The organism is Dickeya undicola (assembly GCF_000784735.1).
Taxonomy (GTDB): Bacteria; Pseudomonadota; Gammaproteobacteria; order Enterobacterales; family Enterobacteriaceae; genus Dickeya; species Dickeya undicola.
Genome location: NZ_JSYG01000017.1, coordinates 52441 through 66478, shown reverse-complemented (window position 1 = coordinate 66478; position 14038 = coordinate 52441). Strand labels below are relative to the sequence as shown.

Below are 14038 nucleotides of genomic sequence, written 5' to 3'. Positions count from 1 at the left end.
GAACCCGGAGGTCGGCGGGGGGTGTAGGGTACAGGTTTTTTTGAGTGCTACAACGACTACCCGCTGAATATCAGCGTGCAATAAACGATATTTTTTCGATTCCAGGTGTAGGTCACATGTAACGTGTCGCCATCAGCAATAATGGCGGGATAAGAAAACTCGCCGGGCTCCTGCTCAAGGTCGATATGATTTTCCCAGTGTTCGCCGTTATCGACGGAACAGACCACCGTCAGCGGATAGCGGTGACACCAGTTGCCGGTCACCGGGTTGTAGACCAGCACCAGACGGCCCGCCCCCAAATGCGCCAGATCGACACCACTGTTGTTGTTCGGCAGGTCGATGGCATAAGCCTCGCACCAGTGGCGACCATAGTCGTCCGAATCGCTGCGGTACAGCGCGCCGCGTGTGCTGCGCATCAGTACGTGCACCCGCCCCGGTGCTGACTCCCAGGCCGTCGGCTGAATCACGCCATCCCACTGGAACACCCGCGTCAGGTCATTTTCCCACAGCGCCGCCTGCTCCAGCCCTTGCCACAACGCTCCGTCACCGCCATCACCGGCGGAGTGATGAGTCAGGGGGATGGGCACGGCCTGCCAGCGCTGTCCCTGATCGCTGCTGAGATCCACGAAGGCATCCCAGTGGCGGTCGTCCTCGACAGACGCAGGAGCCAGCCACTCGCCGTTGGACATCACCAACAGCTTGTTCTTCACCGGCCCGCGCGGCGCGCTGTCGCCGGGCACCAACGCACGCGGTGCAGACCAGTTCGCGCCGTCATCCGTCGATACCCTCATCCGGGTCTGCCAGTGGTGCACATCCGCGCCCACTTTATAGAACAACCACAGCGTACCCGCCTGCCAATGCAGCACCGGATTCCAGTGCGCCAGCCCGTCTTCCCACGCTATCCGCACCGGTGGCAACCAGCGCCCTTGCTCGGCGCAGGCCAGCCAGATTGCGGTGTCACCGCTGCCTTCCTTTTCGCCACCAAACCAGGCCACCCGCAGCCGCCCATCCGGCAAGGCCACCACGGTCGACGCGTGGCAGTTGCCGAAATAGTCATGCTCTTCAGGCAGGATGAATTGCTGTGTTGTCATTGTCAGCGTCATCAGGGTGTCCTTGGGGTTAGCGGTGCAGTGCCGGGAGCTGAGTCTCCAGCGTCTGGCCCAGCCGGATCATGCTCTCAATCGCCTGCGGGAAAAAACTCTCACCGTAGGCGGTGCTGTTACGCACCCGGCAAACGTGGGTCGAGAAATTACCACATTGCTGCTGATAGAACTTGGCGCAGGCCGGATAATCAAGAAACTCCGCCAGCGCCGCCGTACCGAGATAATCCGCCAGTTGCTGCGCCGCCTGCGGGTGCGTTCGCCAGTGCTCGAACAGCCATACGTACAGCTGCGGATGGAAGTTGGCCATCACCCCGCTGTAAGCCTGACAACCAGCCTGCAACGACGCCAGCAACGTCTGGCTGTTGGCATTGGCCAGATGCAGGCGCGTGCCCTGCGCCAATTGCAGACGGCGGCGAATGGTCGGCAAATCACAGCAGGTGTCTTTGATGAAGGTGTAGCGCCCGCTGCGCGCGCACCAGGCGACCGTCTCGTCAGACAGCAGCCGCTTGTAGGGATAAGGGCACTCATAGATGCCCAAATCCACCTGTGCGGGCAGTTGCGCCGTCAATGCCTGCAACCGAGCCAGCGCCTGTCCGTCCGGCTCGCCTGCCAGCGCCAGTCGGTTACTGATCAGGATCACGCCGTCCACGCCGGTTTCCGCCACGCCATTTAGCTGATCCACCTGCTGGCTGAACGCGCAGGCGGTGTGGCCCGAGGCCACTACCGGCACCCGGCCATCCACCTGCGCCACGATAAAGCGCACCAGTTCGCGGGTTTCCGCATCGCTTAAGAAAAACATCTCGCTGGACTGACAGGCAGCGAACAGCCCGTGCACCCCGGCATCCAGATACCACTCCACCAGCCGCGCCAGCGAGGCGTAGTCGATTTCGCCACGCGCATCGAACGGGGTGAGCATCACCGGCCAGATGCCGGTGTATTGGTTTTCATCGCTGAAGGATGAGTTGTCGTCAGTCATGATTTACTCCGCCAGCAACCGGTGAGCATCGCCCGCCGTCCATACCTGGATATGCTGCGTCAGTGCCTGAGCGACCAAAGCTTTCAGCACCTCGGCAAGCTTATCCTCGTCCACATACGCCACCGTCAGGTGGTTGCTCTGGTGACCCGCCATCAGGTCGTCGCGGGTAACGCCATCCAGCACCGCGTTGAGCAGCGGCCACTCGTAGTTGGTGGCGCGGCGGCGGCGTTCAAACTCATCCGTTGGCAATTCCACCGCCGTGCCGGTGCCGATATGCATTATCACCTGCGTGCCTTCGTAATGCGCCCGCGCCCAGACAAACCGCCCCGCTTTGCCCTGCCCGGCGATGGTGGAACCGCCGTACGGGAAGAACATCGGCGGCTGGCGATAGCCGGTGGCACCCGCGATACCGCCTTTGAGGTGAGCAAACGGCACCGCGCCGGAAATTTCCAAATCCCAGTAGAAGACGCCCTGATACTCACTTCCCCAGCGAATATCGTGCAGTGTGGTTTCCGCCGGTAACCCCAGCCCGTGCAACAGGTGCCACAGCATCACCTGCGGAATGGCGCTGCCCATGTCCACTTCATTGATACAAGGGATAGCGATATCGGGGCGAATCGGCTCGCCCTGCTCATCCGGCAGCGGGAAGCGCTCTGCGTTGCCGATCGCCCCTTCGGCGAAATCGGACGCGGCGCAGCTATCTTTCAACCCCTGCTGATATTGCACCCCGACCGCCGCCAGCCCGAAGCGCTGCACGACGCGCGCCATCGCAATCATCATCGCGCACTGCTCCAGCACCTGAGCCCGCGTAAGCTGGCGGCTGCCGTCATCGCCGAACTCAAAGCGCATACCACGCTGCTCATACCACGCCAGGCAGTTTTCCCGCAGGGCGGGCGACACCTTCGCCATCTCCACCAGCAACGCCGACTGGGACAACGACTCGATCGGCATACCGATGTTCACCATCGCCTGCTGTGGGAACACGCCATTGATCATCCCCATGCAGAAGGTATCGAACAGCCCGATAATCGCCTTATGCCGCAGAATATATTCCCCCACCTGACGGCCAACCTGACCAGCAAGCGTCGCCAGCACCGGGTGAGACGCGGCTATCGGGCGCAGGTAGTCAGTCTTGTGGCTGACTGCGCCGTCGCGCAACCAGGTCGCCAGCCCCTGCCGGAACGCGTCATCCGCAAAGGTTTCCGACCACAGCCGGGAATACGAGCGCCCCAGGCTGGTCAGGCAGCCCGCCATGCACAACATGCCCACCAGCCCCGGCCAGGTGCCGTCGAAATTAGCCAGCAGCAATACCGGGCCGCGGTGATGCACCAGCGACGGCGCGATATGATGGGAATACTGCCAGGCGGTCAACAGCACGATCACCGGCGCGTCGGGGTCGAGCGCGGCGAACACATCGCTGCCTTCCCGCTGGCTGCTGATGAAACCGTGCCCGCGAGCGCTATCCACCGCATGAGCACGCGTCATGCGGTATCCCAGTTGTTCCAGCGCGCTCTGTAGGCGGCTTTCAAACTGTTGCTGGGTCGGCCAGCAGGTCAGGTTGGCGGATTCCCGCAGATCCGCGTTGGTAACCAGCACAACCTCACGTTCGCCGACGGAAAGCCGACGGGGTGAAACGGGAAGAGTCAGTGTCAACATAATGTACTCCTGGTGTCCTCTCCGGACGGTGCCGGAAGAAAATTCGGCTATCAGTGACGGCGCATCTGTTGTTGGGCGGTCTGCTGGTAGTCATACATCTGTAAATAAATCTGGTATTTGGCGTCGTGAAACGACTGATTGCCCCAGTCGGCGCGAATAAGCGGGCCGGGCTGCACCAGCGCCTGTGCCGCGTGCGGCAGTGAGGGATACGCGCCGCAGGCCACCGCCCCCAGCAACGCCGCGCCGAGCGTAACGGCGTCTTCTTCGCTCGCCAGCTGAATATCGCAGCCGGTGATGGCGGCGTATTCCCGCAGCCACAGCGGGTTTTTGGTGGCACCGCCGCACATCGTTAGCCGGGTAATATGATGACCGGCCTGATTCAACGCCTCGATAATGTGGCGGGTGCCATAGGCAATCGCCTGTAGCGTTGCCAGATACAGCCGCGCCAGCGCGTCCGGCCCTTGTTCCAGAGTCAGCCCCATCACCATGCCGCGCGCATTCGGATTGGCACGCGGCGAGCGGTTGCCGTGGTGATCCGCCAGCACATGCAAATGACGAGTCGGCAGCGGCTCGCGCTGTTCCAGCAACGCCACCCACTCATTCAGCAGCGCATACGGGCTACAGCGCTGTTGTTCCGCCTGCGCGAGCAGTTCCGGCCACTGCACGTGCTGGCGTAGTGTCCATTCCACCAGTGCGCCTGCCGCACTCTGTCCGCCTTCGTTGAGCCACCACTGCGGCAACATCGCCCCCCAGTACGGCCCCCACACGCCGGGCACCTCGACCGGCTGACGACTGACCAGCATATGGCAGTTAGACGTACCGCTAATGATGGCGAGGCGGCCCTGTGGTTCGCTGCCCACCAGCGCCAACCCACCGGCGTGCGCGTCGATGATGCCACCGGCGACCACCACGTTTTCTGGCAATCCCCAGTCACGCGCCACATCAACGGCCAGCGTTCCGGCTGCCTCGCCCAATTGCAGGATGCGCGGCGGGATTTTCTGCGGCAAATCAGCCAGCCCAACCGTCTGCAACAGGCGGTCGCTAAAGCGGTTTTCATGCGCCAGATAGTTCCACTTGCAGGTCAGGGTACAGACGCTGGCGGCGTCCGTACCGGTGGCGCGCCACACCAGATAATCAGCAAGGTCGAAAAATCGCCACACCTGTTGATAACGTGCCGGGAAATGGCGCTTTAACCACAGGATCTTGGGCAGCTCCATCTCGATGCTGACCTCGCCGCCCACATAGCGCAGCGCGTCGTCGCCGGTGGCGTTGATGTCGGTGGTTTCGGCGGCGGCGCGGTGATCCATCCACATGATGATGTCCCGCTGTGGGTCGTTCTGTTCAGCCACCGATATCGGCTGCCCCTGCGACCCGACCGCCACCAGCGAGCAGGTGGCGTCAAAACCGATGGCACGCACCTGCGCAGGCGCTACCGCTACCGCTGCCATGCCCAGCACTTCACGTATGCAAGCGCCGACCGCCTGCCAGATATCCGCCGACGATTGCTCTACCACGTGCGTGCGAGGATGAAACTGTTCGATGGGCCGCACCGCAAACGCCAGGCGCTGACCATTGCCGTCAAACACCCCGGCCCTGACGCTGGCCGACCCGACATCCACACCGATGAAGCAATCGCTTTTCATGCTGAAATCTCTTTGCTAAGTCGAGTTAGCAATGTATTTGAAGCACAGAACCGGTGACAATGTTTTTTGCTGCAAACTGTGAGGCGGATCGGTGAATAAAAAGTAATCGTTTGAAAGGAAACAGTTTTATTAGGTAATCAAAGTCGCGGATCGCTGGACACCACCAGAGAACGGTGGAAAAGGGGGGGAAGCCACAGGCGGCGAGCCAATCTGGGTGCGCCGCCCGTCAGAAAAAACGTCGACGTTAGTACATGACCGTCACCACAAAAATCTGGTTGTAGCCATCAATATTCCGCAGGTAGGCGATGCGATCACCCTTCGGCGAAAACACCACCGCATCCGCCACCGGCGGCGTGTCGCTGCGCACGGTCTGGCGAATCAACCGACCGGTTGCTACCTCACACAGCATCACGCTGTTGTCGCCAATGAACGCCAGGTATTTACCGTCCGGATGCCAGCTGAACGCCGACTGCACCGGCCAGTCACTCTGCGTCACCTGACGGGGCTCACCGCCATTCGGCGATACCGTCCACAACTGCGCCACACCGCGATCATCTTTCATCAGAAACGCGATTTGGTTGCCGTCCGGCGAACTGCGCAGCCAGTGACGCGGTTGATTGACCACACCGGGATGTAGCCTGTCGGCAGTGAAGGTGAGACGCCGCTGGCGCACGCCGACAGGTGGAGCAGGCAAGCGCTCATCGGTGCCACCCAATGGCCGCTCACCGGGGCGGGCGTAATCCTCCAGCCGTTCAGGTAGATCAACGATAAACACTTCCGACACCTTCTCACCGCCAGTGGACAGCGTATCGCCGATAAACGCCAGCGCCCAACGCTGACGCGCGCCGTCCGGGCGCAGATAACCTGCCGCCCCCACCCAGCCTTCTTCGTAAGCGCGGTTGATGTCATCGCTGCCGGGGCGCGGTTGCGGCGTGGTGTCGCTGACCAGCACGCAAAAATGGCTGCCGTCATGCTCACGCGGATGATGGTGCGGTGCGACCACCGGATGCAGTGGCACCGCTACCCCGACATTGCGCAGATCCCGTGCCGGGTCACGCTCGTGCAGCACATGATCGTTGTAGGTGAAGCTCAGCCGACTGCCGTCCGGGCTGAACACATGCACATGGGAACCGCCGCGCAACGCACCGGCCAGATAGGGTGCCGTCAACACGCAGGCATCCAGCGTTGTGGCCTGCTGGCGGTCGTCATCCGCTATCACCACGCCACGGCGGTGATGGAAATCGTACTGCCAGTGCTCATCCGGGTGCTCCGGGCCGTGGATAAACACATAACGTTGCGGCATCACCGGGCTACCGGTTGCCACGCCAACATGCGCGCCTTGCCCGGCACGATAAAGCACCTCGCACTGACGGGTTTCCACGTTGACGCGTTCAATGGTCAATCCTGTGAATGAAGATCCATGCGGCCGAACGTCATAAATCAACCATTTGCCATCACATGACCAGACATTTATATTGGTCAACTGATGTGAAAAAGCATTACGTGTTATTTGACTGTCTTCATTCTTCACAGATTTTTCGCCTTCTTGACGTAACTTGGCATATCCTAAAAAATCGTTCAAAAAACAACAAAATTATTATAAATCATTGTGTTGTTTTCTATTCCTGACTGTATTTCCCATCAAAAAAATAGAAAGATATCTTCAACAACCTCCGTTTTCCACGAAGGCTAACAGGGCGTAACCTTTCCGTTATCGAAAGGACATACGCCTTTCAACACAATTATCAGGTTATCGAAAAAGGAAAGAGACATGAAAAACATCAAAACCATCGCTATCGCCGCAGCCCTTGCCACCGTATCTTTTGGTTCTTTCGCCGCCCAGAGCGTCAACTATGAGCAGGCCCAGCAACTGGAAAAAATCGGTTCCGTTTCCGCCACCGCCAACGATTTGAGCTCGCTGCAAGCTAAACTGGCGCATCAGGCTGAGTCTGCCGGTGCTTCCGCTTACACCATCACCTATGCTGGTGGTGACAATGTCCTGCGCGGCAACGCGGTGATCTACAAATAATCATCACCCTCGTATTCATCATTACCCCTCAACCCCGGTGCCTGTGTCCCCCCCGGGGTTTTTTCATTTCTGGCGAAATTCACGCCTACTTATCCCCGCTGAACAGATGATCGTACACATGCTGGAGATGGCGCTCCATGCTGGCGCGCGCCTGGGCCGGGTCACGCGCGACGATGGCGTCAGCAATATCGGCGTGGTCCTGATTCATGGTGCGGGGAAAATCGGGGTCGGCGTAGAGCGTTTCCAGCCGCACAAACCGGCTGCTCTGGCGTTTGTTCCACAGGTACTCCATCATGTCCTGCAGCACTTCATTACCGGACATTTCACTGATCAACAGGTGGAAGCGTTTGTCTTCGTGCAGAAACTGCGCGTCGTTGACGTGCAGGTGTGACAGATCGCGGGTGATGTCCTGTAGCGCGGCGCGCTGATCGTCGCTGGCATGAACCGCCGCCAGTTCCGCCATCATCGCTTCGTAGACCTGGCGCGCCTGAATAAATGCCCGCAGGCTAAATTCGTCTTCCGGCTGTGCGGCGGTCGGTGCCTCCGGCAGCGGATCGTTAACGTACACCCCATTCCCGGTGCGAATCTCTACCCACCCCGTGATTTCCAACGCAATCAATGCTTCGCGGATGGATGAGCGACTCACGCCCAGCTGTTTTGCCAGCTCACGCTCCGAGGGCAGTAACTGTCCGGCCGCAAACTGGCCGCCTCGAATGCAGTTAATCAGCAAATTGGATATCTGCCGGTAAAGCCGCTCAACTTTTAGTGTGGGTAGCACCATATCCCCTCCGGATCCCCCGTCAGCCGTGTCCTGCCAACCTGAGCCCTGTCAACGCCTGTCCTGTTAACGAATAGCCCGCAGCTTACCATAGCCACTAAAACGCCAGAAAACTAAATACGGCGCTATCCTTCGCATATCGCCCACAGACAACAGCGCCACGTCAACGCCGCCAACCGGGCTGTCGCCTGGCACTAACGTGATCTACATCACAGAAAATTGGCCGCAGGTGGTGAATAGTGAATCGGTCTGGTGGCCTGACCACCAGACCGATTATTATCCGATCCCGATGATTACTCAAGTCGATAACTTTAAGGAGCAACTTTATGGAACACACCTGGCGCTGGTACGGCCCCAACGATCCGGTGTCGCTGGATGATGCCCGCCAGGCGGGCGCGACCGGCATCGTCACCGCCCTGCATCACATCCCGAATGGCGAAGTGTGGAGCGTTGAAGAGATCAAGAAGCGCCAGGCGATACTGGCGGAAAAAGGGCTCACCTGGTCGGTGGTGGAAAGCGTGCCGGTGCACGAAGCCATCAAAACCCAGACCGGCGACTATCGCCGCTACATCGCCAACTATCAGCAGTCACTGCGTAATCTGGGTGCCTGCGGTATTGATACCGTGTGCTACAACTTTATGCCGGTACTGGACTGGACCCGTACCGACCTGGAATACCCGCTGCCGGACGGTTCCCGGGCGTTGCGTTTTGACCACACCGCCTTCGCCGCTTTCGAACTACACCTGCTCCAGCGCCCAGGCGCTGCCGCCGACTACACCGACGACGAGCAACGCCAGGCCGCTGCCTATTTCGCCGCCATGACCGACGCCGACAAAAACAAGCTGACCCGCAATATCATTGCCGGTCTGCCGGGTGCTGAAGAAGGGTATACGCTGGAACAGTTCCGCGCCCAATTGGCACAGTACGACGGTATCGACAAAGCGAAACTGCGTGAGCACATGGCCGAGTTCCTGCGAGCGATTGTGCCAGTGGCAGAAGAAGCCGGTATCGTGCTAGCAGTCCACCCGGACGATCCACCGCGCCCGATTCTCGGCCTGCCGCGCATCGTGTCCACCATTGAGGACATGCAGTGGCTGAAAGACACCGTGGACAGCATCCATAACGGTTTCACTATGTGCACCGGGTCTTACGGCGTGCGGGCGGACAACGATCTGGTGAAGATGATCGAAACCTTCGCCGACCGCATCCACTTCACCCATTTGCGCGCGACCTGCCGCGAAGACAACCCGAAAAGCTTCCACGAAGCCGCGCACCTGCATGGCGATGTGGACATGGTGAAAGTGGTAAAAGCGATTCTGGCGGAAGAACACCACCGCCGTCAGCAGGGCAATATGCGCGCTATTCCGATGCGCCCTGACCACGGCCACCAGATGCTGGATGACCTGAAGAAAAAAACCAACCCCGGCTATTCCGCCATCGGGCGGTTAAAAGGGCTGGCGGAAGTGCGCGGCGTCGAACTGGCGATCAAACAGACGTTTTTTAACGACTGACCCGCACACTCCCCTGCATGTCTGGCCCGCACGGGTCAGACATTCAACACAAACTTCTCGATAGCGTAAGCTACGCCGTCTTCACTGTTAGATTTGGTGACAAACTGGCTTGCCGCTTTGACGGTGTCGATGGCATTACCCATCGCCACTCCCAGCCCGGCGAACTCAATCATCGCCAGGTCGTTTTCCTGATCGCCCAGCGCCATTACCTCATCACGCTCCAGGCCAAGGTGCTGCGCCAGCATTTTCACCCCTTCGCCCTTGTTAACGCGCTTGTCCAGAATCTCCAGGTAGAAAGCGGCGCTTTTCATGATGGTGTAACGCGTGAAATCTTCGCGCGGAATGCGGGCGATAGCGGCATCCAGCACCTCGGGTTCGTCAATCATCATCACTTTCGGGAATCGCAGACTGGGGTCCATTTCTTCTACCGCCCGGTATTTCAGCGGCATACTGGTCAGATGGGACTCATGCACCGTGTAAGCGCTGATGTCTTTGTTGGCGGTGTAAACATAATTGAAATCAAGCGCATGGAAGTGCACACCCAGCTCACGTGACAACGCCTCGAAATGGCGGTAATCCTCAAAGCTTAGCGTCGTCTGTGCCACGCATTCGCCTGTCGCTGTGCGTTGCACCAACGCGCCATTATTGGTGATGCAGTAATGCCCATCCTGTTGCAGGCCCAGCTGTTTCAGATAGCGCTCGACACCGATAAACGGACGCCCCGTAGCCAGCGCGACATAAACCCCTTTTTCACGTGCAGCGGCAATCGCCTGCTGCACCGCTGGCGAGATTTGATTTTCCGGCGTCAGTAGCGTGCCATCCATATCAATCGCAATCAGTTTTATCGCCATGAATTTCCCCAGTAATGAGTTCAACTCTCTGTATGCTAGCGCGATTTCGTCGGGCGAAGCCAGCAAAACGCCGCGCTGGAACAGAAAGCCGCCCTCTCTGGAGAAGGCCAGCGCAGTAGCAGGCACTACTGGGTGCACGTGTTCCCTATTCACGGGTCGATACCATGCAAAAGGGCATAGCCATTGGCTATGCCCTTATCCACCTGCTCACCGCCCCTTATCAGAACTGTCGGGCGGCTTATTCCTCTTCGTCACGCAGCGGCACAATCAGCATGTCGATGTGCACGGTATTGATCAGCTGGCGCGCGGACGACATCAATTTGCTCCAGAAATCCTGATGATGACCACACAGCACCAGGTCGACATCATATTTGCGGATGGCGTCAACCAGTACCTGGCCCAGATCACCGCTACCACTCAATGTTTCCGAAATGGGATAGCCAGCATTCTCCGCCAGTTCTCTCAGGGCATTCTGGGTTTCTTCAGAAATACGTTGCTGCATGTCGCCCAGATTGACATCGATCAGCCCGGTGTAGAGATCGGAGTAATTCACGTCAACATGGATCAAAGAGACTTTGGCATCATACGGTCGCGCCATGGAAACCGCTTTTTCCACTAACACCTTACTTTCCGGTGACAGGTCGACCGCGATAAGGATGTGTTTGTAAGCCATGATAAGCTCCTTCCGTAATCACTAACTGATGGGTCAGCAGATATTTCTCCTGCCAGTCTGATAACCGATGGCTGTAATGAGCATAGCACCCCGCTAATTCAAGGTTATGTTCAACAGATCACAACGCTACATATTTTGTAATGGCCCTACGGATGCGAATTAACCACTTACCCTGAAGCAACCGCCATCTGCGCCGATAAGATTCATACCCGTCATACTTCAAGTTGCAGGTGCGTTGTTCAACACGCTCGCGTGTTGTCCCGCAACGCGAATATCTTGGGTATATATCGGTGGAACATCCCGTTATCGCTACAGTGTAGTTGAAAAGTCCACAACACCGGGGCGGAAAGCCGGTGTCAGATCAAAAGAAGTCGTGATGTTTTTTGTGCTCAGGAACCTTACGTCAGATATGGAAAAAAAACGCAAGGCTCTTCTACAATGAAATTGAGAGGAACCCTGTAGGATCCTCTCCTGGCAAGGATACAGCGGTGAAGAAGAACATCTGGGCAACTCGCCATGGTCTGGCTGCCCCATAACATCGCGTGAATAACGTGTGGCATACATACCCACAGATGTGATGTCGGCAGGACTCGACACACAACAGCATCTGATGGGTCATAATCCGGGAGGGGAGCATGATGATTAGTACATTTGCGCTTTTCTGGGCTTTATGTGTCGTCTGTGTCATCAATATGGCGCGATATTATTCTTCGTTACGAGTGCTGCTGCTGATATTGAGAGACTGTGATCCGCTGCTGTACCAGTATGTGGATGGAGGCGGTTTTTTTACCTCCCACGGTCAACCCAGTAAACAGCTGCGGTTGGTTCGCTACATCTACGCACAACGTTATCTTGATCATCACGACCCTGAGTTCATCCGTCGATGTGCGCGGGTACGAGGTCAGTTCCTGCTGACTTCCGCCTTGTGCGGGCTGGTTGTAGTCAGTCTTATTGGCTTGATCATCTGGCACTAAAGCGGCCCGGCGGCATAAACCGGTCGTGTTTCTATCCACTCCACTACTCATGCACTGACAGCAAAAAGGCGGCCCGATGGCCGCCTTTCTTATACTCGCACTCGCTACGGTGTTATCACCGCGCTGATTCAGATCAACTTCAGCGACAGCCAGTACAGCACACCGGACAACACCATTGAGACTGGCAGGGTAAACACCCAGGCCAGCAGAATGCTTTTCACGGTTTTCCCCTGCACACCGCCGCCGTCCACAATCATGGTCCCCGCCACGGCGGACGAAAGGACGTGAGTCGTGGACACCGGCATACCGGTATAGCTGGCGATACCGATGGACATCGCCGCCGTCACCTGCGCCGACACGCCCTGCGCATAGGTCATGCCTTTTCGGCCAATCTTCTCGCCGATGGTCACCGCTACGCGTTTCCAACCCACCATGGTGCCGAGTGACAACGCCAGCGCTACCGCCACGATAATCCACAGCGGCGCATATTCCACCGTGTACAGCAGGTCGCTACGCAGGTTGTTGAGCAGACGTTTGTCGTCGGACGAGGTTTCCGGCAGCTTGACGACGCGATCCATCGTATCGGCAATGCACATCAACAAGCGACGAGCGCGGGCGCGGTCGTCCGCAGCCAGTTCATCGTAGCTTTTGACGTTATTCAACAGCACCTGCACGCGGTCGATGGCGATCATCGCGCGGGAGGTATCACAGTGAAAATCAGGTTTGTTGCCGGTGGACGGAATCACATTTTCCGGTGCGGGAATCACCGGGTGCGACAGGTCGATCACATGCTCCAGCGCCGCGCCATGAGACTGATAGTACGTCTGCAAGTTCACCACCGCGTCACGGGTGCGGCTGATATCGTAACCCGAAGCATTCATGTTCAGCATAAACCCAGCCGGTGCCACGCCAATTAACACCAGCATAATCAGGCCGATGCCTTTCTGACCGTCATTCGCGCCATGCGAGAAGCTCACGCCCACCGCAGACAAGATCAGCGCGGTACGCGTCCAGAACGGCGGCTTGCGCTTACCATCCTGTTTTTCGCGCTCGGCTGGCGTCAGGTGAACACGCTGGCGCTTCTTATTACCGCTCCAGTAACGACGCAGCAGATACACCATCAACCCGGCGATGATCATGCCGACCACCGGTGAAACCAGCAGCGACAGGAAAATACTGACCATTTTGGGAATATTGAGCGCATCCACCACCGACGTATGGGTCACCAACGCATTGGTCAGACCGATACCAATGATGGAACCAATCAGCGTATGCGAACTGGAAGCCGGCAGCCCGAAATACCAGGTGCCCAGGTTCCAGATGATCGCCGCCAGCAGCATGGAAAACACCATCGCCAGCCCGTGAGTGGAACTCACATTTAGCAGCAAATCGGTCGGCAACAGGTGAACAATGGCGTATGCAACGCTCAGCCCGCCCAGCAATACCCCGAGAAAGTTGAAAACCCCGGCCATGACAACCGCCAGTTGGGCACGCATCGCTCGGGTATAGATAACAGTGGCTACCGCGTTGGCGGTATCGTGAAAGCCGTTGATAGCTTCGTAGAACAGAACGAACAGCAGGGCGAGAACCAGCATCAGACCGGTGTGGAAATCAAGCCCGGCAAATAAATGTAGCATAAGTGTTAGGCCATGTAGTGGTCATGAACGCGGCGCATTATCGGCGACAAGCGGAAACGGGAAAAGCAAAATATGACATTATTTTGACTTAATTTACGCCATTCTTGCCGGTGGCAATGATTTAGTTAATTAAAATCAAGGCATTATTGTTTTCATCCCTCTACATACTTTGTTACCTGCAAAACAGCGGCGGCACGGCATGACACA

Annotated in this window: 12 protein-coding genes; 3 read left to right on the top strand and 9 right to left on the bottom strand. The window is 57.9% G+C overall.

The annotated features are described in order from the left end of the window. Positions 1 to 56: 56 nt before the first annotated feature. The 5 genes from OB87_RS08110 to OB87_RS08090 all read right to left on the bottom strand — a co-directional run bounded on the left by OB87_RS08110 (position 57) and on the right by OB87_RS08090 (position 6909). A complete protein-coding gene (locus OB87_RS08110) occupies positions 57 to 1103 on the bottom strand; it encodes a sialidase family protein (protein ID WP_033568940.1) in 1047 nt (348 codons plus the stop codon). Between the two features lie 16 nt (positions 1104 to 1119). Continuing rightward, entirely contained in the window at positions 1120 to 2079 is a 960-nt protein-coding gene (locus OB87_RS08105; protein WP_033568939.1) for a dihydrodipicolinate synthase family protein, read from the bottom strand. 3 nt (positions 2080 to 2082) lie between these two features. Continuing rightward, on the bottom strand, positions 2083 to 3735 hold the full coding sequence (locus OB87_RS08100) for a signal transduction protein (RefSeq protein ID WP_033568938.1): 1653 nt from the start codon (positions 3733 to 3735) through the stop codon (positions 2083 to 2085). A 50-nt stretch (positions 3736 to 3785) separates the two neighbouring features. Beyond that, positions 3786 to 5378, bottom strand: coding sequence for an FGGY-family carbohydrate kinase (locus OB87_RS08095; protein WP_033568937.1), 1593 nt, complete (start codon positions 5376 to 5378; stop codon positions 3786 to 3788). Positions 5379 to 5622: 244 nt separating this feature from the next. After that, the gene (locus tag OB87_RS08090; protein WP_033568936.1) at positions 5623 to 6909 is read right to left on the bottom strand and encodes a DUF3748 domain-containing protein; all 1287 of its coding nucleotides are present in this window, start codon (positions 6907 to 6909) and stop codon (positions 5623 to 5625) included. 240 nt (positions 6910 to 7149) lie between these two features. Between OB87_RS08090 and bhsA the strand changes: the two genes are divergently transcribed. Then, positions 7150 to 7407, top strand: a complete 258-nt coding sequence (bhsA, locus tag OB87_RS08085) for a multiple stress resistance protein BhsA (protein ID WP_033568935.1) — start codon at positions 7150 to 7152, stop codon at positions 7405 to 7407. Between the two features lie 85 nt (positions 7408 to 7492). On the opposite strand, the gene OB87_RS08080 is transcribed toward bhsA, so the two are convergent. Then, on the bottom strand, positions 7493 to 8188 hold the full coding sequence (locus OB87_RS08080) for a FadR/GntR family transcriptional regulator (RefSeq protein WP_033568934.1): 696 nt from the start codon (positions 8186 to 8188) through the stop codon (positions 7493 to 7495). Positions 8189 to 8511: 323 nt separating this feature from the next. On the opposite strand from OB87_RS08080, the gene uxuA reads away from it, so the two are divergent. Next, on the top strand, positions 8512 to 9696 hold the full coding sequence (uxuA, locus tag OB87_RS08075) for a mannonate dehydratase (RefSeq protein ID WP_033568933.1): 1185 nt from the start codon (positions 8512 to 8514) through the stop codon (positions 9694 to 9696). A 35-nt stretch (positions 9697 to 9731) separates the two neighbouring features. Here the strand turns inward: uxuA and yidA are convergent, their stop codons facing one another. Both yidA and uspA read right to left on the bottom strand, forming a co-directional pair. Further along, positions 9732 to 10547, bottom strand: coding sequence for a sugar-phosphatase (gene yidA, locus OB87_RS08070; RefSeq protein ID WP_033568932.1), 816 nt, complete (start codon positions 10545 to 10547; stop codon positions 9732 to 9734). A 238-nt stretch (positions 10548 to 10785) separates the two neighbouring features. After that, positions 10786 to 11220 carry a universal stress protein UspA gene (uspA, locus tag OB87_RS08065; protein ID WP_033568931.1) on the bottom strand — a complete coding sequence of 145 codons (435 nt, stop codon included), beginning with the start codon at positions 11218 to 11220 and terminating at the stop codon, positions 10786 to 10788. 638 nt (positions 11221 to 11858) lie between these two features. Between uspA and uspB the strand changes: the two genes are divergently transcribed. After that, positions 11859 to 12194 (top strand): universal stress protein UspB, encoded by a 336-nt coding sequence (gene uspB / locus OB87_RS08060; protein ID WP_033569043.1) that lies wholly within the window; start codon positions 11859 to 11861, stop codon positions 12192 to 12194. Positions 12195 to 12322: 128 nt separating this feature from the next. On the opposite strand, the gene pitA is transcribed toward uspB, so the two are convergent. Next, a complete protein-coding gene (gene pitA / locus OB87_RS08055; RefSeq protein ID WP_033568930.1) occupies positions 12323 to 13831 on the bottom strand; it encodes an inorganic phosphate transporter PitA in 1509 nt (502 codons plus the stop codon). Positions 13832 to 14038 lie beyond the last annotated feature (207 nt).

What these genes read in the sequence shown, in the direction of transcription:
- OB87_RS08110 (WP_033568940.1), bottom strand. Translation starts at nt 1,103, where the DNA reads ATGACGCTGACAATGACAACACAGCAATTCATCCTGCCTGAAGAGCAT.
- OB87_RS08105 (WP_033568939.1), bottom strand. Translation starts at nt 2,079, where the DNA reads ATGACTGACGACAACTCATCCTTCAGCGATGAAAACCAATACACCGGC.
- OB87_RS08100 (WP_033568938.1), bottom strand. Translation starts at nt 3,735, where the DNA reads ATGTTGACACTGACTCTTCCCGTTTCACCCCGTCGGCTTTCCGTCGGC.
- OB87_RS08095 (WP_033568937.1), bottom strand. Translation starts at nt 5,378, where the DNA reads ATGAAAAGCGATTGCTTCATCGGTGTGGATGTCGGGTCGGCCAGCGTC.
- bhsA (WP_033568935.1), top strand. Translation starts at nt 7,150, where the DNA reads ATGAAAAACATCAAAACCATCGCTATCGCCGCAGCCCTTGCCACCGTA.
- OB87_RS08080 (WP_033568934.1), bottom strand. Translation starts at nt 8,188, where the DNA reads ATGGTGCTACCCACACTAAAAGTTGAGCGGCTTTACCGGCAGATATCC.
- uxuA (WP_033568933.1), top strand. Translation starts at nt 8,512, where the DNA reads ATGGAACACACCTGGCGCTGGTACGGCCCCAACGATCCGGTGTCGCTG.
- yidA (WP_033568932.1), bottom strand. Translation starts at nt 10,547, where the DNA reads ATGGCGATAAAACTGATTGCGATTGATATGGATGGCACGCTACTGACG.
- uspA (WP_033568931.1), bottom strand. Translation starts at nt 11,220, where the DNA reads ATGGCTTACAAACACATCCTTATCGCGGTCGACCTGTCACCGGAAAGT.
- uspB (WP_033569043.1), top strand. Translation starts at nt 11,859, where the DNA reads ATGATTAGTACATTTGCGCTTTTCTGGGCTTTATGTGTCGTCTGTGTC.
- pitA (WP_033568930.1), bottom strand. Translation starts at nt 13,831, where the DNA reads ATGCTACATTTATTTGCCGGGCTTGATTTCCACACCGGTCTGATGCTG.